Origin of the sequence: Protofrankia symbiont of Coriaria myrtifolia, assembly GCF_900634755.1 — a bacterium.
In the GTDB taxonomy this organism is placed as follows: domain Bacteria; phylum Actinomycetota; class Actinomycetes; order Frankiales; family Frankiaceae; genus Protofrankia; species Protofrankia coriariae.
Window position 1 is genome coordinate 17267 of sequence record NZ_CAAAFS010000048.1, and the last position, 17231, is coordinate 34497.

Below are 17231 nucleotides of genomic sequence, written 5' to 3' on the forward strand. Positions count from 1 at the left end.
CCGTGGCCGGCCCGGTGCGGCGCCGGGCCGGCCACGGCAGTCTGGTCCGGACCGTTCACGATCCGTGGGTCAGCTCCGGCAGGTGGCGCCGGAACAGGCCGCCAGCTCGTTCAGCCGGGTGTCGAGGTCCGCGACCAGGGCCGCGTTCTCGGCCCTGCCCGCCGGGGTCGCGAGCAGGTTGGTGAGCTGGTAGGAATCGGCGCTCAGGTCGTAGAGCTCGCGTTCGTGGATCTGCGGTGAGCGGTCGAGGTCGTACCAGCGGACATACAGGTAGCGCTCGGTCCGCAGCCCGCTCCACGGTGGTATGTCGAGGTAGACGGCGGCTGCGTGGGCCACCGCCTCGGCGGCGATCCCGTCCTGGCCGTCGACACCGGGGCCGGCGTACTGGCCCAGCAGATCGGTGCGCCAGGACGCCGGCCGCGTGCCGTGCAGCAGGGGGACGAGTGACCGTCCGTCGACGTCCGCCGGAATGCCCACCCCGGCCAGCTCGAGGAAGGTCGGGGCAAGGTCGATGTGGGCGACCATGTGGTTGTCCGTGCCGGGCGCGATCCCGGGGCCGGCGACGACCAGCGGCACCCGCATCGACTCGTCGTAGGGCGCCTGCTTGTTGATCAGTCGGTGCGCGCCCAGGTTGTAACCGTTGTCCGAGGTGAAGACGAGATAGGTGTCGTCCAGCTCGCCGACGGAGCGCAGGGTCTCGACGATGTCGCGCACCATCTCGTCGAGGGCGTACAGCGACCCCATCCGGTTCTGGTAGTCCTGGTTGTTGACCACCGCCACCTGCGCGGACCGCTCCCGCGCGCTCTGCTGGAGCCACCAGGGCTTGTCCGAGACGTCCGGCTCGTTGAAGTTCGGCGTCCGCGGTGCAGCGTCGTCGGCGAACGGGTTGTCGGCGTGCCGCGGCGCCGGGGGCAGCGGCAGGTGCGGCGCCGTGGAGGCCGCGTAGAGGAAGAACGGCTCGTCCCCGGCGGCCGCCCGCCGGATGAAGTCGGTGGACTTGGCGGCGACGACATCGGTCGAGTAGTTCGCCGGATTCTCCGGGCCGCCGTAGTCGACGATCGCGCCGTTCTCGTTCAGCGCGTAGTTGTAGCCGGTGTAGAAGAAGTTGTCGGCACTTCCGTACCATTCCGACCAGCCCGGCGGGACGTGCGTCGGGTCGGCTTCGATCCCGTTCATGTACTTCCCGACCAGCGCGGTGTCGTAGCCGGCGTCGTGCAGGTGCCTGGCGAAGGTTTTCTCCTCGTTGCCGTTCGCTGCGAAGGTGGCCCAGCCGCCGACGTCACCGGAATTGGTGAGCACCCCGGTGTTGTGCCCGTACTTGCCGGTGAGGATGGTGCCGCGAGCCGGGCAGCAGATCGGCGTCGGCGCGAAACCGTTCGTGAACGTCATGCCCCTGTCGCGGATCAGGGACGCCGTGTACGGCATGGCCGCCCAGTACGGCGAGGTGGTCTGGTCGAGGTCGTCGGCCAGGATGAACACGAAGTTCGGCCGGTCGGCAGGTGCCGTCGCGCTCACCGGGGCCACCGCGGGGGAGGAGCCTGCCGGGCCGGGTGCCGAGGGCGCCACGGACGACATGATGCCGGTGGCGAGAGCGGCGATGCCCAGCAGGGCGGCCGCGCCGGAACATGTGCGCGTTCTCAGGCGCTGATTTCTCAGGCGCTGATTTCTCAGATGCCGATGTACTGCGGACACCAGGATCTCTCCTGTCGAGGATGCCGGATGGACGCCCGGAGCATCCCGTCACAGCATCTGGCCGACGTCCGCGTTTCATGTGGATTTCTTGTGAATCCTCGACAGGAGCCTCCGCTGCCGGCCCGCTGTCGGGAGCGGGCCGGCGGCGGGAACGAGCGGCGGCGGGAACCAGCAGCGGCGGGAACCAGCAGCGGCGGGAAACGGTACGGATGATCCGACGGCCCGGTGGATGGCCTGATGATCCATCCGCCGGGCCCGTTCCTCTCACATGCCCGCGGGCCTTGAGGAGGTGCCCGTCACCACATCGGCCGGGACGGCCCCGAGCCGACGCCGAGGCGGTCGATGCCCAGTTCGATGTCGTCGAGATCGTCCGCGGTCAGGGTGAGGGTGGCGGCCGCGATCCAGCCGTCGACCTGGGACGGGTGGCGCGCTCCGACGATGGCGCCGGTCACCCCGTCGAAGGCGAGGGTCCAGGCGACGGCGACCGCGGCGACGCTGACCTGATGCCGCTTTGCCACGCCGCGCAGCACGTCGGCGAGGGCCAGGTTGCGATGCAGCGACTCACCGGTGAAGTCAGGTGACCGGCGCCGCCAGTCGTCGGCCGGCAGGGTGGCCGAACGCTGGGCGGACCAGGAGCCGGTGAGGAGGCCCGCCTGCATCGGGCTGTAGACGATGACGCCGATGTCGTGCTTGGCGCAGTACGGCAGGATCTCCGCGGCGGTCTCCCGCCTGATCGCGGAGAACGGTGGCTGCAGGGTCTCCACGCCACCCACCGGCGCGACGCGCTCGAGCAGGTCGACGCCGAAGTTGGACACGCCCACCGAACGGATCTTCCCGGCTGTGCGCAGCTCGTGCAGTGTGGCGACGGCGTCCTCGGCCGGTGTGCCGTCCCGCGGCGGCCAGTGCAGCTGGTAGAGGTCGATCCGCTCGACACCGAGCCGGCGCAGGGACGCGTCGACCTCCCGCCGGATCGAGTCGGCGGCGCCCACCTGGGCGAAGGCGCCACCGCCGGGCGCCGAACCGTCCCAGATCAGCCCGCACTTGGTGAACACGTACGGACGGTCCGCCTCGGCGATGCCCGCCAGGGCGCGGGCCACGATCTCCTCGGAGTGCCCGAGGCCGTATCCGGCCGCGGTGTCGATCCAGTTCACCCCGGAGGCGACCGCGTGCCGGATGGCGGCCACGGACTCCTCGTCGTCCTGGGCGCCCCATCCGAAGGCGTAGCCGGTGCCTCCGATCGCCCAGGCCCCGAAGCCGACCCGGGTGATGTTCATGCCGGTCGTGCCGAACGATGTCGTAGGAAGGGTCACTGTCACTGCCTACCCCCATGCGAGATCGGGACTCAGGGCGACCGACCTCACCAACCGTCATCGCTGGTCGGCCGATGCCACCATCCGGCCGATAACGCCACCCGGTTGGGAGGTGCCACCCGATGTTCGGTGGCTGACTGTGTTGTTCCGGCGACTGACTATGGACTTTGAGCGCCTGCGCGCGAACGCCTGCACAAGCATGAAAGCATCCGGGGAGGCGGCCGTCGTGTTCTTGATGGTGTCATGATTATCCAGTTGACATGCGTTCTACTTACTGAGAGTGAGATTCGCATATGCGATCCCGAGAAAGATCACTCGGGGTCGTCCCGGAGATCAAAATCAGAGATCAGGGAAGAGCGGCACATCGATCATGAGCGGGCCGGTCGGCTCGGTCGCTCTCGTCGCCGGGTCGGTGCCCGCGGCCGTGTTCGCCTCGGCGGTCAGCGCGTCGGCGTCCGCCTCGGCGACCGGCAGGTTACGGCGTTCCAGCAGCTCCCGGACGCGGACGTGGTGGACGACCGGGGTCACGGCGGTGATGTGCCGGATCAGTGTGGTGAAGAACTGCGGCGCGGCCACGTCCGCTGGCACGACGTCGTGGCGCACCCGCACCCCCGACGGCGCGAGCGCCGGGCCGGCGGCCGGGCCGTCGGCGATGTCGTCCCACTCGACGAGGACGAGGGCCGTCGCGGTGTAGCCGCCGCTGTCGGCACCCACGCCCACGCCGCCCGGCACGCCCGCGCCCGCGCGCAGCTTACGGATCATGTCGATGGTCCGTTCGAACGTGTCCGGTTCGGTGTCGAGGATCGTCGAGCGCTGCACGAACAGGAAGCCGACCGCGGCCAGCGGGTAGCGTCCCCGCAGGTTCCCGGCGTCCCCGTAGGCCTCCTCGAAACGGTTCGGCAGGTTCTTCCCGAACGACGAGACCTGCGCCTTCGTGCTGATCAGAAGCTCGGGGCCGCGCTCCCAGCGGGAGATCACGACGTCGACCTGCTTGTCGTAGGCGCGCCCGAGGATCACCGCGTCCGCCGGTGTCACCGCCGGCATCGCGCCCACCCGGGCGCGCACCTCGTCGGCCAGCGCCTTCGGCAGCTTGTCGAGCAGCACGGCCACATCACGCGGCAGCACCCTCGGCTGGCTGGCCCTCGGCCAGACCTCGTCGGCACCGAACCCGGCGCGGCGCAGCTCGTGGGCGATCCAGGCGTCGATCCCCTTGGCGAACGCGCCGCTCTCGGACGCCTCGCCGCCGCGCACCGGCTGGGTCAGCAGCTCACCGAGCAGGCCGTAGTCGGGCGTGTAGCACGGTCGCGCGCCAGCGGTGTGCCGCCACGGATCCGTCGGGGGATGACGGGCGAGCACCGGCTCGTAGGCGACGAGCTTGTCCGGGCGGCGGCTCACGCGGGGCCGTCACCCGAGCGTTCCGGGTCCGAACGCGGCGCATCCGCACGGCCCGCGCGGGCATGGCGGCGGGACCACAGGGCGTGACGGGCGACCACGATCTGTTCGATGGCGGCGGGGCCCAGCCCGGCCCCGCCGACGAGCAGCACCTCGTCCACGCCTGCCACCGCGTCGGTGAGCCGTCCCGCGGCCAGCGCGCGCAGCACGCCGCGGCGGGCCGCGGACAGTTGCGGTCGCAGCCGTTCGACCAGCTCCGGGGCGGGGACCAGCAGCCGGGCCGCCTCCCGTGGCTCGAGTTTGAGCATGCCGCCGCCGTAGGCGCGCCCGACCGTCTCGGCGGCGAGCATCGTCACGGAGTTCAGCGCGGCCAGCGGCAGCAGGTCCCGTCCGGCACGCCGGTGGTCGGGGGTGAGGACGACCCCGTGGACGGAGTTCAGGTGCGCCACCCCGGCCCGGTTGGTCGCCAGCTGCGGGGTGTCCGCGTTCATGTAGGTCAGCAGCAGGTCCGCCGGCGTGACCGGGAGGGGGACCTGCCACCAGGGGCTGCGGATCCGGCACTTGTACGCCAGGTCGACCTCGTTACGTTCGCCCGCCGCGATGTAGGCCCGGGCCGCCGGGGACGGCCGCGGCCCCGGCCGGAACAGCAGGGTCGCCAGGCCGGTGTCGGTCAGCCGCTGCCAGTCGCTGGTCCGTAGCGTGAGGGCCCGCAGGTGCCGGGAGCCCGGCGGCGAGATCGGGACGAGCTCGTCGTCGCCGAGGCCGAGCGCGTCCGCCCGCTCCCGGCTGAGGGCGAAGTAGCGGTTGTTGCCCGTCACCGCGCCGAGCGTCGTGCGACCCCAGGTCGCCAGCGTCCCGAAGAGGCCGGCGATGGTGAGCTCGAGCATGGCCTGCCGGGCGGCGACGCTGATCAGCGCTGGCATCCAGGAGGCCTGCGGCTCGGGCGCCGGTGCACCCGTGCCCGCCGCCGGGTGCACGACCACCGCCGCGGCCGTGACGGCTGCCGGCGACGCGATCGCTGTCGGGGAAGCGATCGCTGCCGGGGGTGCGGCCGCTGCCAGCGGCCCGTCAGCCGCGGAGGGCCCGGTAACCATCGGCGGCCCGTCAGCCGCCGGGGTGCCAGCCGTGGTCGGCACCAGGAGCGCGGGCCGGCCCACCGCCGCCAGCCGGCGCACATCCGCGGGCAGGCCCACACCTGTGGGCAGGCCCGGTGCCCGCTGGCGCGCCACACCGCCGGTCGGGCCCACGGCCCGCTCCGCGGGCTGGTCCCCGTCGAACGGGCTTCCCCCGCCCGGTGTCGTGCCGCCGGCCGGGCCCGCGGTGTGCCCGGCCTCGGCGGCGGCGAGTTCGGCCAGGTCGCGCACCTGGTGGACGTCGAAGCGGTCGGCCGGCCCGGTGCCCTCCGCGAGCAGCAGCAGGACCTCTTCCTGCACCCCGGGGAAGACCCGCTCGGTGAACAGCACGAGCTGGACGTGCCGGAAGCGTTCCAGCAGGAACTGCCGGACGGGCGCGGCGTAGTTCACCGCCAGCAGCTCGGCCGGGAGTACCAGGCCGAGACGTCCGGCCGGGCGCAGGAACCGGGCCGCGTGCACGGTGAACGCAGCCCACGAGCTGGCCAGGTTGGTCAGGCGGACACCGGCCTGTCCGGCGGCGACCTGGGCGCGCCCACGGGCTTCGCCGTGGAACTTCTGGTATCGCACGTACGGCGGGTTGCCCACGACGGCGTCGAAGTCGGGCCGCGCCGGCACGGCGAAGAAGTCGGCGACGGTGATCTCAGCCCGTTCGCCGCTCGCCGTCACGGCCATGGCTGCGGCGGACGCGGTCGGCGCGTGCAGTTCGACGCCGTGCAGCTGGACGCGGTACGGCAGGCCGCCCTGGCGGTTGCCGCGGGGCTGGCCCGCCTCGTCGCCGAGGTTGCCCGTGTTGCCACGCTCGTCACGGCCACGCTCGTCACGGCCACCGTCATGGGACCGGTCGCCATGGTTGTCGCAGCCAGGGTGGCGGTCGAGGTTGCTGTCGGGCTGGTGGCCGGCGGCGGCGTCGAGCGCCCGCAGCCGGCGGGCGGCCGCCAGCAGGAACGCCGCCTCACCGCAGGCGGGCTCGAGAACGCTGTCCTGCCGGTCGCGGAGCGCCCAGGTGACGATATGATCACAAAGCGCCGTCGGCGTGAAGAAGGCACCGCGAATCTTACGGTGGGTGACCGAATCCGTGGCGCTGGTCGCTCCCCGGGCGGCTGGGAGCGCGGTCCTGCCCGACGACGGGCCTTCGGCCGTCCCGGGCCCGCTGGTGACATCGGGGGCGCGGGCCGTCTCGGAGGTCGGGGTTGCCACGTCCGAAACCCTAGAACCCGGCGCCGACGGTTCGTCCGGCGCGTCGTCCCGACTCCGCAGTCATTCCGTACGGACCGCTCTCGTCCGCGCGGGTGTGGGACGTCCGACGTGCCGCTCCGGGTCCGCCTGCGGCTGGGGCACATGCGCCGCTGTGGGGGCTTGGTCAACCGTGCCTGTTCCGGCCCCCACCCGGGGCCGGGGCGCACACGCGGGTGTGGGCGACCTCACCGGGCCGTCCGGCTCCCTGGCTGGCGGTTGCGGTGGGTTACCTGGGATGTTGTGGCATCACCCGGTGCGTGAGGTATGTAGTGGACTTCCTTGCTCGGAGGGCTCCCGCCGTGGCCGGTAGCCGTGTAGCGTCTTCCATGGCCAAGTTCGGTAGTTGACGTCTACAAGGGGCGGCGACGACGAACGCTGACGCGGGAGAAGCAGAATTCTTCTGCGGCAGACGGTCCGGGGCCCGCGCGGTGTGGGTCCTGACTGCACCAGCAGGGAGAACGGCACGTGGCTCAGGGCACGGTGAAGTGGTTCAACTCGGAGAAGGGCTTCGGCTTCATCTCCGTGGACGGTGGCGGTTCGGACGTCTTCGTCCACTACAGCGCAATTGACATGGACGGCTACAAAAGCCTGGAAGAGGGGCAGCGGGTCGAGTTCCAAGTGACCCAGGGTCAGAAGGGTCCGCAGGCTGACGCTGTTCGTGTCGTCTGAGCCACGTACGGACGTAACTCCGAGATATCTTCCACAGTCATAGGACGAGGGCCCGCCATTTGCTGTCAGGGGCGGGCCCTCGTTGCTTGTTGGCGCGTGTAGGCGGTTCGGGGTTCGGTGAATCACCACCAATCATCGCGAATCGCGCCGCCGATTCGCTTTCCGTGCTTTCCGGCTTTACGCCTGCCAGGCTGGTGGCGGTCGGCTACCCGCGCGGATCCCGGCCGAGTGTCCGTGGACCGCGGATGATGTCTGTTATGCCCGATCCCACCCGGATCGTCCACCGACGCCGGTGCCGACCAGAATATTTGTTCACCTTTTGTCGCGGGCGTGCGCCAGAGAAACGTCTTCGCCCGGATAGCGTCGTCCCGACGGCGTGTTCGTTGCCGTCGAGCGGCACCGCGATTCTGTTTTCCGGAACCGATCGTGTTAACTGTCCGATCCTGTCGGACGTTTCCGTCGTATCGTGACAGGAATCACATCCGGCCGGGTCGCGTCACATCGAGTGAAAACAGCGTTCTCGGGACGCCTGACAGCGGCGGATTCCCCGGTTTTCACCGCGCCTGTGTTGCCGGCTGCGCCACGGCTGAATCCTCCCCCGGTATGCCGGTCCGGCCTGCCGCCGTCCGGCCTGCCGCCGTCCGCCGTCCGGCCGGGCCTACCGCCGCACCTGGTCGTGGGACACCAGCAGTTCGGCGATCTGGAGGGTGTTGAGCGCCGCGCCCTTGCGCAGATTGTCACCGCAGACGAACAGAGCCAGCTCGTGCGGATCGTCCAGGGACTGCCGGACGCGGCCGACCCAGGTCGGGTCGGTACCGACGACGTCCGCCGGGGTGGGGAACTCGCCAGCCGCCGGATCGTCCAGCACGGCCACACCCGGCGCCGCGCGCAGCACGGCCCGCGCGGCATCCGCCGTGACCGGCCGCGCGAACCACGCGTGCACGGCTACCGCATGGGTCGTGACGACGGGCACCCGCACACAGGTCGCGGACACCTTCAGCCCGGGAAGCCCGAGGATCTTCCGGGACTCATTGCGGATCTTCGTTTCCTCGGACGACCAGCCGCCGTCCTTCAGCGAACCGGCCCACGGCACGACGTTGAGCGCGAGCGGGGCCGGGAACGGGCCGAGCCCGTCCGCGCCGACCGCCTTGCGGACGTCGCCCGCGTTCCGGCCGAGGTCACGGTCGCCCGCGACCGCGGCAAGCTGGGCGTAGAGGGTGTCGACACCGGCCTGGCCGGCCCCGCTGGCCGCCTGGTAGGACGTCGCGACCAGGGACTGAAGGCCGAAGGCGCGGTGCAGCGCGCCGAGTGCGACGATCATCGACAGCGTCGTGCAGTTCGGGTTGGCGATGATCCCGCGCGGTCGGTTGGCAACCGCGTCCGCGTTCACCTCGGGAACGACGAGGGGGACGTCCGGATCCATCCGGAACGCTCCTGAGTTGTCGACCGCGACCGCCCCGTGGGCGGCGGCGATTGGCGCCCACCGCGCCGAGATCTCGTCCGGCACGTCGAACATGGCGATGTCGACATCGTCGAAGGACTCCGGCGCGAGCGCGAGCACCTCGACGTCCTCGCCGCGGACCCGCAGCCGGCGCCCGGCGGAGCGGGCCGAGGCGATCAGGCGGATCTCGCCCCAGATGTCGGGACGTTCGTCCAGCAACGACAGCATCACCGTGCCCACGGCACCGGTCGCCCCGACCACCGCCAGCGTCGGCCGCCGGGCCGAGCCCGCCAAGCCCGCCGAGCCCGCTGAAGCGGCCGGCAGCGGAGCCGCCGGCGCCGCCGCCGTGGTCGCCGTTTCGTGCGCCCCGCTGGTCATCGGCCGGTGCCCGCGTAGACGACGGCCTGGCCGTCGGGGTCGCCGAGCTCGAACGCGCCGTGGACGGCCCGCACCGCGACCGGCAGGTCGGTGTCCCGGATGACCACCGAGATCCGGATTTCCGAGGTAGAAATGATCTCCACGTTGACCTCGGCGTCGGCCAGCGCCCCGAAGAACCGGGCCGACACCCCCGGATGCGATTTCATCCCCGCGCCGACCAGGGAGAGTTTGCCGATGTGGTCGTCGTACAGGGTCCGTTCGAACCCGATCTCCGCACGGACCTTCTCCAGCGCGTTCAGGGCGTTACGGCCGTCGGTCTTCGGCAGGGTGAAGGAGATGTCGGTCCGGCCGCTGCCGGCGACCGACCCGACCTGGACGATCATGTCGAGGTTGACGTCGGCGTCGGCGACCGCCCGGAACACCGCGGCGGCGACCCCGGGCTTGTCCGGGCAGCCGACCACGGTCACCTTCGCCTCCCCCTTGTCGTGCGCGACTCCCCGGATGATGGCCTGTTCCACCAGCTCTGCCTCCGCAATCTCGGTGACCCACGTCCCCGGCCGTGACGAGAACGACGAACGGACGTGCACGGGGACTGTGTAGCGACGTGCGTACTCGACGCATCGGAGCATGAGTACCTTGGCCCCGCAGGCCGCCATCTCCATCATCTCCTCATAGGAGATGCGTTCGATACGGCGAGCGTCCGGCACGATCCGCGGGTCGGCGGTGAAGACGCCGTCCACGTCGGTGTAGATCTCACAGAAGTCGGCGTTCAGAGCGGCCGCGAGCGCGACGGCGGTCGTGTCCGAGCCGCCCCGGCCGAGCGTTGTCACGTCCTTGGTGTCCTGGCTGACGCCCTGGAAACCGGCGACGATCGCGATGGCGCCCTCGTCCAGGGCACTTCGGATACGCCCCGGGGTGACATCGATGATGCGGGCCCGGCCGTGCACCGAGTCGGTGATCACCCCGGCCTGGGAGCCGGTGAAGGAACGGGCCTCGGCGCCCAGGTTCGAGATGGCCATGGCCAGCAGCGCCATGGAGATGCGCTCACCGGCGGTGAGCAGCATGTCGAGCTCGCGGGCCGGGGGGAGCGGCGCGACCTGCTCGGCGAGGTCGAGCAGGTCGTCGGTGGTGTCACCCATTGCGCTCACCACCACGACCACGTCGTCGCCGCAGCGGCGCTGGGCCACGATCCGCTCGGCGACCCGTTTGATCCGGTCGGCGTCCGCCACGGAGGAGCCACCGAACTTCGCCACGACGAGCGCCATGGGTCCCAGGTTACTTGGGACCCATGGCGGCCCGTCCCGTCGCTCGGGGAGGCGCCGGTCCCATGCGCCGCTTCGCCGGAGGTGAAAGCATGATTGTGTCGCTTTTGGCCCGTCGGGGCCGGGATGCGGGAAGAGCTGCGGTCATCGACGGATCGTGCCGGCGGCAGGACCTGCCATGTACAAATCCCGACCTGGTGTGGGCCGGGTGACCACGCGTGTGCGAGGGTTCTCCCGGAATCCATTGTCGGACATCGGTCGGGACGACCCGCCAGCAGACGGAGCCCGATCGGAAGGGATGACTGCACATGGCCATCAGCCTTGCCAAGGGTGGCAACGTCAGCCTCACCAAGCAGGCGGCCGAGGCGGGCACGCCCCAGCTCACCGCGCTCACCGTCGGGCTTGGATGGGACGCCCGCACCACCACCGGAACCGACTTCGACCTGGACGCCTCCGCCATCGGCGTGAAGGCCGACGGCAAGGTCCTCAGCGACCAGTACTTCATCTTCTTCAACAATCTGAAGTCCCCGGACGGCGCCATCCAGCTCACCGGCGACAACCTCACCGGCGCGGGGGAGGGGGACGACGAGTCGATCGTCATCACCCTCGGCCAGGTGCCGGCCGAGATCGACAAGATTGTCGTCCCGGTGTCGATTTACGGCGCGCAGGAGCGGCAGCAGAACTTCGGCCAGGTGCGCAACGCCTACATCCGCGTCGTCGACCAGACCGGCACCGAACTGGTCCGTTACGACCTGTCCGAGGACTATTCCACCGAGACGGTCGTCATCTTCGGTGAGGTTTACCGGAACGGCGCCGAATGGAAGTTCCGCGCGGTCGGCCAGGGACACAACGACCTCAGCGGCCTCGCCCGTGACCACGGTGTCAACGTCTGAGAGCACCGACGTACGAGGGGCCCGATGTCCGGGCCCTGTCGGTCGGCGGGCTGCCCGTCGAAGCCCGGTAGGTGCCGGCCGGAGCTGGGAACATCGGGGACATGACACCGACGATGATCGGTTGGCAGGTCGCCACACCGGCTCCGGCCGCGGCCCGGCCGCTGCGCCGGGCGGTCGTCCCGGTACCCGAACCGGCCGTCGGCCAGGTTCGGCTGCGGGTCGCGGCCTGCGGTGTCTGCCGCACCGACCTGCATCTCGCCGAAGGCGACCTGCCGCCACGCCGGCCCGGCACCATCCCCGGGCACGAGGTCGTCGGCTACGTCGACGCGCTCGGTGACGACGTCGACGGGGCCGCCATCGGTGACCGCCTCGGCATCGCCTGGCTGCGGGAGACCGACGGCGCTTGCGGCTACTGCCGGCGCGGCGCGGAGAACCTGTGCCCGGCGTCCCGCTACACCGGCTGGGACGCCGACGGCGGCTACGCCGAGTACGCCGTCGTCCGCGCCGACTACGCCTACCAGCTGCCGGCCGGCTACTCCGACGGGGAGCTGGCGCCGTTGCTGTGCGCGGGCATTGTCGGCTTCCGAGCGCTGCGCCGGGCGGAGCTGCCGCCCGGCGGCCGGCTGGGGATCTACGGTTTCGGCGCGTCGGCCCACCTGGCCGCGCAGGTGGCGCTGGCGGAGGGAGCGCGGGTGCACGTCATGACCCGGTCCGAGGCGGCCCGCCGGCTCGCGCTCTCGCTCGGCGCGTCGTCGGCGTCCGGTGCCTATGAGGCACCGCCGGAGCCGCTGGACGCCGCGGTCCTCTTCGCCCCGGTCGGCGATCTGGTGCCGGTCGCGCTGCGTGCCCTCGACCGGGGCGGGACGCTGTCGATCGCCGGCATCCACCTCTCCGACGTGCCGGTACTGAACTACCAACAGCATCTGTTCCAGGAACGCTCCGTACGCAGCACGACCGCGAACACCCGAGCGGACGGCCACGAGTTCCTGGAGATCGCCGGCCGGCACCGCCTGGCGGTCACGATCACGCCTTATCCGCTCGACCGCGCTGACGACGCGCTCGTCGACCTGGCTGCGGACCGGGTCAACGGCGCCGCGGTGCTGTTCCCGTCCGACTGAGCGTGTCCGTCCGGCTGGCGCATGGCGGCCGCCGGTCAGGAGCGTTTTCTGGACGCGACGAGCCGGCGTTCGGCGGAGCTGAACAGGTCGGACACCTCCCGGCTGAGATAGCCGATGGTGCCGCGGCCGATCTGCCGGCGGCGCAGGATGCCGGCCGCGACAAGCTCTTCGGCCGCAGCCCGGGCCGTCCGCGGCGGGACGTCCAGCCGCCGCGCCGCGCTCACCTCCGTGAGCACCGGGAATTCGGGCAGGGCCGCCAGCAGTTGGTCGGACATGGATGGCCCCCACGGTTTGTTCCGAAAAGCGGTCGTTCGGTTACGGAAAGCCGACAGTCGGACGTCCCAGGAGCGGCGCAGCGCAGCCAGTTCCACGGTGAACCTGCGGGTCTCCTCGACAGCGGCGGCAGCGGCGTCCAGGAAGAAGGTGAACCACTGGCGCAGTGCCGCGTGGGCGGCCGCGCTGTCCGGCGGGCCGTCATGACAGAAGGTGGTCAGCGCCGCCACGTACTCGTCCGACCGGGTCATGAAGACGAGGCTGATCGGCAGCACGGCCGGGCCGAGCAGCCCCCGCCGGGCCAGCAGCGAGTGGATGAGCGCGCGGCCGACCCGTCCGTTGCCGTCGGCGAACGGCTGGATCGTCTCGAACTGCGCGTGGACGAGCCCGGCCAGGATCAGGGCCGGCTGCCGTCCGTCGGACGCGTATGTGGCAAGGTCGGCCAGCAGCCCCTCGACGGCGGACGCGGGCGGCGGCACGAAGGCGGCGTCGAGCGGGTTCCACTCGCTTCCGCCCAGCCAGGTCTGCACGGTTCGCGGGCCGATGCCGGGGTGTTCCGGCAACAGGGTGCGCTGCAGGTCGACGATGCCGTTCACCGTGATCGTCCTGCCCTGGGCGGCATCGGTGACCGCCTGGCGGAGCGTGGCGATGGTGTGGGCGACTTCGCGGGCGCTGACGCTGAAACCCTCGATGGCCGTGCCAGTGGCGGCTGTGGCGGTCGTGGCGGCTGTGGCGGCTGTGGCGGCGAACTCCGCCAGGGCGACCTGCTGCGGGGCGACGCGGATGCCCTCCATCCGGGCCGATCCGATGGCCTCCGAGCGGAGCAGGAAGCCGGCCGCCCGCTCCAGGCTCACCGTGGCCGTGCCGCGCAGCGCACGGATACTGGCCTCGATGGCGGTGGCCCGGGAGAGCAGATCCCTCGGGAGAGCCGGCGGGCTGGCGGCGAGCGGGTCGGGGTAGTAGGGGCGGTACACGCCCACCCGGCGTCCACGTGCCGGCGCGGCCGGATCCGGGGACCACAGCTGCTCCCCGTATCGACCCATCGCCGGATTCCTTTGTTTTCAGTGTTTTTGTTTCGGTGTTTTCAGCATGCCAGCAGCGGCGGTACGACCAGTGGGACGTATGAATTGCCTGGAAGAGGTGAATGACCGGGCGCGGGGCCGGGGCGTGTGCCGTACGGCGAGCGCCGCACGGCGAGCAGGAGCCAGCCGGGCCTTCACGGCCGTGCCGGTCTGCTCCTGCTCAGCAGGTGCAGCAGCCCACCGGCGGCCGTGCTGAGCGCGGCGGCGACGAGCACGTCCCGGGGCAGCAGGTCGGTGGACTCCCGCTGGATACGCCCGTGGAAGCGGTCGAAGCGGCGCGGCCACGGGCTGCGTCCGACAAAGTAGATACCGATCTTGTCAGTGTCGGGCAGGCAGGCCCCGCTCATGCCTGCCAGGAGCGCGAGGCGGCGTCCCGGCGGCGCCGCCGCGGTCAGGATGCCCATGGCGACCAGCCCGGCCACACCGTCGCGGCGGGCCACCGGAACCCAGCTTCGGCCCGGCCCGGCTCCCCAGTGCGGCACCATGTCCATGGCGAGGTGGGAGACGAATCCGGCGGCAAATGCGGGAAGAGGCCGACGCAGTGCGGTGCCGATCAGTGCTCCGGCGCCCACGTGCGCACTTATGATCATTGGTCGTGTGCTCCTGACCTTCATGGGATCTCGTGACGGTTTCCGGTGGTCACGTTGTCCGGCCAGAACAACGTATGCACCGGTCACGGGTATCTGGCGGCATGCGTGTGCTGAGGAGGATCACACCGGCGCGTCCGGCCACCGTCCGTTCGGGGAACTGACGGGTTCGGGTGAGGATCCGGCCTTACGGGCCCTCCTGAACGGTGTCGTTCGGACAGCCTTCGTCCGGCTTCGTCCGAAGGATTGTCCAGACGTGCGTCAGGACGACTGTCTAGGCGACGACGCGGCGGCCTTCAAAGGCGCGGCCAAGGGTCACCTCGTCCGCCCATTCCAGGTCTCCGCCCATGGGCAGGCCGCTGGCCAGCCGGGTGACCTTCAGACCCATGGGAGCGATCTGCCGGGCCAGATAGGAGGCGGTGACCTCACCCTCGGTGTTCGGATCGGTCGCGAGAATCAGTTCGGTCACCGTTCCGTCGGCAAGACGGGCGATCAGCTCCCGGATGTGCAGATCGTCGGGGCCGACTCCGCCGATCGGATTGATCGCCCCGCCGAGAACGTGGTAGCGCCCACGGAACTCCCGGGTCCGTTCGACGGCGACGACGTCCTTCGGTTCTTCGACGACACAGATCTGCGCCGGATCGCGACGGTGGTCGGCGCAGATCCGGCACAGTTCCGCCTGCGCGACGTTGAAGCACGTCCGACAGAAGCGGACCTTGTCCTTGATCTCGTTCAGCGTGGCCGCCAGCCGCCGCACGTCCACCGGGTCGGCGGAAAGCAGGTGGAAGGCGATCCGTTGCGCGCTTTTAGGGCCGATGCCGGGCAGCCGGCCGAGTTCGTCGATCAGATCCTGGACGATCCCCTCGTACATCGTCACCGACCCGTCCCGCGGCGCACTGTCGTGGGGCCCGCTGTTGCGGGGCCCGTTGTTGTGGGGCCCGTTGTTGTGGGGCCCGTTGTTGTGGGGCCCGTTGTGCCGGAGCCGGGCGTTCCGGCCATCGCCATTCTGACGGCTGTTCTTCCGGCGGGCGTTCCTTCGGCGGGCCTGGCCGGCACGTGTCCATGCGGCACCTGCCCGCCCGCCTGCGAGTCGTTCATCGCGCGCCTGTCATCCCAGGCCGGGAGGTATCGACCCCGGGCCTGACCCGCCCGGCAGACCCGCCGGGCCACCACCAGCTCGGCCGGGACCACCGACGTCGCCGAGGCCCCCGATACCGCCAGGGCCGCCGAACCCGCCGAGGATGTCACCGAGCCCGCCGGTGACCTGGCCCATCCGTTCGGAGGCGCGTCTGCGCGCGTTGTCGGCGGCGTCCCGGACCGCCGCGAGGACGAGGTCGGCGAGCGTCTCGGTGTCGGACGGATCCACCGCGGCGGGGTCGATGACAAGATCGACCAGCTCGCCTCCGCCGGTCACCGTGGCCTTCACCAGGCCGCCGCCGGCGGTGCCGTCGACCCTGGCGTCGGCAAGTTCCTGCTGGGCGGTCAGCAACTCGGCCTGCATCCGCTGGGCCTGCTGAAGAAGCTGGCCGATACTCGGCCCGGCGCCCGGCGGTATCTGCGGGTTCGACATGCCACGAGCCTACGTCCACCCCCCGACACCGCAGCCCGGACCACGCCCACCAGGCTCCCAGGAAATAGATCATCAAGTGGTGGATCTCAAGGCGCCGACATCCGCCCCTTCCGGGCGGGCATCGGGCAGGTGGGACCGTCCCCCGCCTGCCAGCCCCGGAACCAACATGGACCCGCTCCCTTCCCGTACCCCCTCTGCCGGAACGAGTTATGTAAGTGGCTGCTGTGACAGCCACTTGTTCTCTCATTATCATGATCGCTATATGAATCGCGGGTGTATATCAGCGCAAAATCGTGTAATTCCGGATAAAACAGGGTCTTCGCAGTTGGTCGGAACCTGTAGCCGGACGACTACGGGACTGGCGTCTGCAGGGTGACGGTCCGCGACTCAGTCGCGCCGTCGCGGGCGCAGTCGGCGTGGCGCTCGTCGCCGAAGCGCCAGATCAGCGCCAGGCTGGGACTCTGCTGGTACCCAAGCCGCAAGGCTGCCAGACGGTTCACGGCTGCGTTGGGTCACTATCGACCGTCACTCTTGGCGATCGAGTGGACGCGGTTTCCGGTGCACTGCGAAGAGTCATAAAACAGTCATAGTCGGACAGGTCGTGTTACCTCACTTCCGGCTCCGCGGGCCCGATCTTCTCGATCGGCAGGCCCGCGACTCACGGTTTCATCTCAGCGATCTTCGCTGTGTGCCCACGAACCGCGGACTCGGGCCCGCCGGTCAGTGCGGTCGGACCAGCATCCCGTTCGGTGCGTCGGTGTCAGCGCTGATCCGGCCACGACAGCCATGGAGCACCCTTCCCAGCCGTCTGTCAGCTGATTTGCCTTGTGGCACTCTGTGATGCGGACACCATCTATCCGGTCGGGGGGCGGCATCGTGGAGCAGCGGTGGGATTTCTTCATCTCCTACACCACCGCCGACCGGAAGTGGGCGGAGTGGATCTCCTGGCAGTTGGAGGATGTCGGCTACCAGGTGCTGTTCCAAGCCTGGGACTTCGTCCCTGGCACGCACTGGGCCAGCCTTATGCACGAAGGTATCCAGCAGGCCGAGCGGACCCTGGCGCTTCTCTCGAATGCCTACCTGAAGTCGGTGTACGGTCAGCAGGAGTGGCAGGCAGCGCTGCGTGGTGACCCTCACGGGTTCGAGCGGAAACTCATCCCGATACGAATTGAGGATTGCCCCCGTGATGGCTTGG

The 17231-nt window shown here is 70.4% G+C and carries 14 protein-coding genes; 4 read left to right on the forward strand and 10 right to left on the reverse strand.

From position 1 onward, the window contains the following. Window positions 1-69: 69 nt before the first annotated feature. The 4 genes from CM1CMNOD_RS02465 to CM1CMNOD_RS22165 all read right to left on the reverse strand — a co-directional run bounded on the left by CM1CMNOD_RS02465 (window position 70) and on the right by CM1CMNOD_RS22165 (window position 6724). Window positions 70-1692, reverse strand: a complete 1623-nt coding sequence (locus CM1CMNOD_RS02465) for a sulfatase family protein (RefSeq protein WP_013872094.1) — start codon at window positions 1690-1692, stop codon at window positions 70-72. A gap of 296 nt (window positions 1693-1988) precedes the next feature. Beyond that, the gene (locus tag CM1CMNOD_RS02470; protein WP_050803659.1) at window positions 1989-2966 is read right to left on the reverse strand and encodes an aldo/keto reductase; all 978 of its coding nucleotides are present in this window, start codon (window positions 2964-2966) and stop codon (window positions 1989-1991) included. A gap of 375 nt (window positions 2967-3341) precedes the next feature. After that, window positions 3342-4397 (reverse strand): hypothetical protein, encoded by a 1056-nt coding sequence (locus tag CM1CMNOD_RS02475; RefSeq protein WP_013872096.1) that lies wholly within the window; start codon window positions 4395-4397, stop codon window positions 3342-3344. After that, window positions 4394-6724 (reverse strand): SAM-dependent methyltransferase, encoded by a 2331-nt coding sequence (locus tag CM1CMNOD_RS22165; protein WP_013872097.1) that lies wholly within the window; start codon window positions 6722-6724, stop codon window positions 4394-4396. The genes CM1CMNOD_RS02475 and CM1CMNOD_RS22165 overlap by 4 nt, the downstream gene beginning before the upstream one ends. 504 nt (window positions 6725-7228) lie before the next feature. Between CM1CMNOD_RS22165 and CM1CMNOD_RS02485 the strand changes: the two genes are divergently transcribed. Beyond that, window positions 7229-7432: a cold-shock protein gene (locus CM1CMNOD_RS02485; RefSeq protein WP_013872098.1), complete on the forward strand. Its 204-nt coding sequence runs from the start codon at window positions 7229-7231 to the stop codon at window positions 7430-7432. Window positions 7433-8090: 658 nt separating this feature from the next. Here CM1CMNOD_RS02485 and CM1CMNOD_RS02490 read toward each other — a convergent pair. Continuing rightward, entirely contained in the window at window positions 8091-9251 is a 1161-nt protein-coding gene (locus CM1CMNOD_RS02490; protein ID WP_013872099.1) for an aspartate-semialdehyde dehydrogenase, read from the reverse strand. Then, entirely contained in the window at window positions 9248-10516 is a 1269-nt protein-coding gene (locus tag CM1CMNOD_RS02495; RefSeq protein ID WP_013872100.1) for an aspartate kinase, read from the reverse strand. Before CM1CMNOD_RS02495 ends, CM1CMNOD_RS02490 begins: the two co-directional genes overlap by 4 nt. 305 nt (window positions 10517-10821) lie before the next feature. On the opposite strand from CM1CMNOD_RS02495, the gene CM1CMNOD_RS02500 reads away from it, so the two are divergent. Together CM1CMNOD_RS02500 and CM1CMNOD_RS02505 are read left to right on the forward strand one after the other, a co-directional pair. After that, window positions 10822-11406, forward strand: a complete 585-nt coding sequence (locus CM1CMNOD_RS02500; protein WP_013872102.1) for a TerD family protein — start codon at window positions 10822-10824, stop codon at window positions 11404-11406. Between the two features lie 113 nt (window positions 11407-11519). Beyond that, on the forward strand, window positions 11520-12524 hold the full coding sequence (locus CM1CMNOD_RS02505) for a zinc-binding alcohol dehydrogenase family protein (protein ID WP_043604609.1): 1005 nt from the start codon (window positions 11520-11522) through the stop codon (window positions 12522-12524). A 35-nt stretch (window positions 12525-12559) separates the two neighbouring features. Here CM1CMNOD_RS02505 and CM1CMNOD_RS02510 read toward each other — a convergent pair whose 3' ends face one another. From CM1CMNOD_RS02510 to CM1CMNOD_RS02530, 4 genes are all read right to left on the reverse strand, one after another. Beyond that, complete coding sequence (locus CM1CMNOD_RS02510) at window positions 12560-13840, reverse strand: Fic family protein (RefSeq protein ID WP_013872104.1); 1281 nt, start codon at window positions 13838-13840, stop codon at window positions 12560-12562. Window positions 13841-14013: 173 nt separating this feature from the next. After that, window positions 14014-14469, reverse strand: a complete 456-nt coding sequence (locus CM1CMNOD_RS02515) for a hypothetical protein (protein ID WP_013872105.1) — start codon at window positions 14467-14469, stop codon at window positions 14014-14016. A 271-nt stretch (window positions 14470-14740) separates the two neighbouring features. After that, window positions 14741-15337: a recombination mediator RecR gene (recR, locus tag CM1CMNOD_RS02520; protein WP_043602845.1), complete on the reverse strand. Its 597-nt coding sequence runs from the start codon at window positions 15335-15337 to the stop codon at window positions 14741-14743. Between the two features lie 237 nt (window positions 15338-15574). Then, window positions 15575-16036, reverse strand: coding sequence for a YbaB/EbfC family nucleoid-associated protein (locus CM1CMNOD_RS02530; protein WP_013872107.1), 462 nt, complete (start codon window positions 16034-16036; stop codon window positions 15575-15577). 840 nt (window positions 16037-16876) lie between these two features. On the opposite strand from CM1CMNOD_RS02530, the gene CM1CMNOD_RS02535 reads away from it, so the two are divergent. After that, window positions 16877-17231 (forward strand): toll/interleukin-1 receptor domain-containing protein (locus CM1CMNOD_RS02535; protein WP_131773817.1); only part of this gene is annotated, 355 nt, incomplete at its 3' end.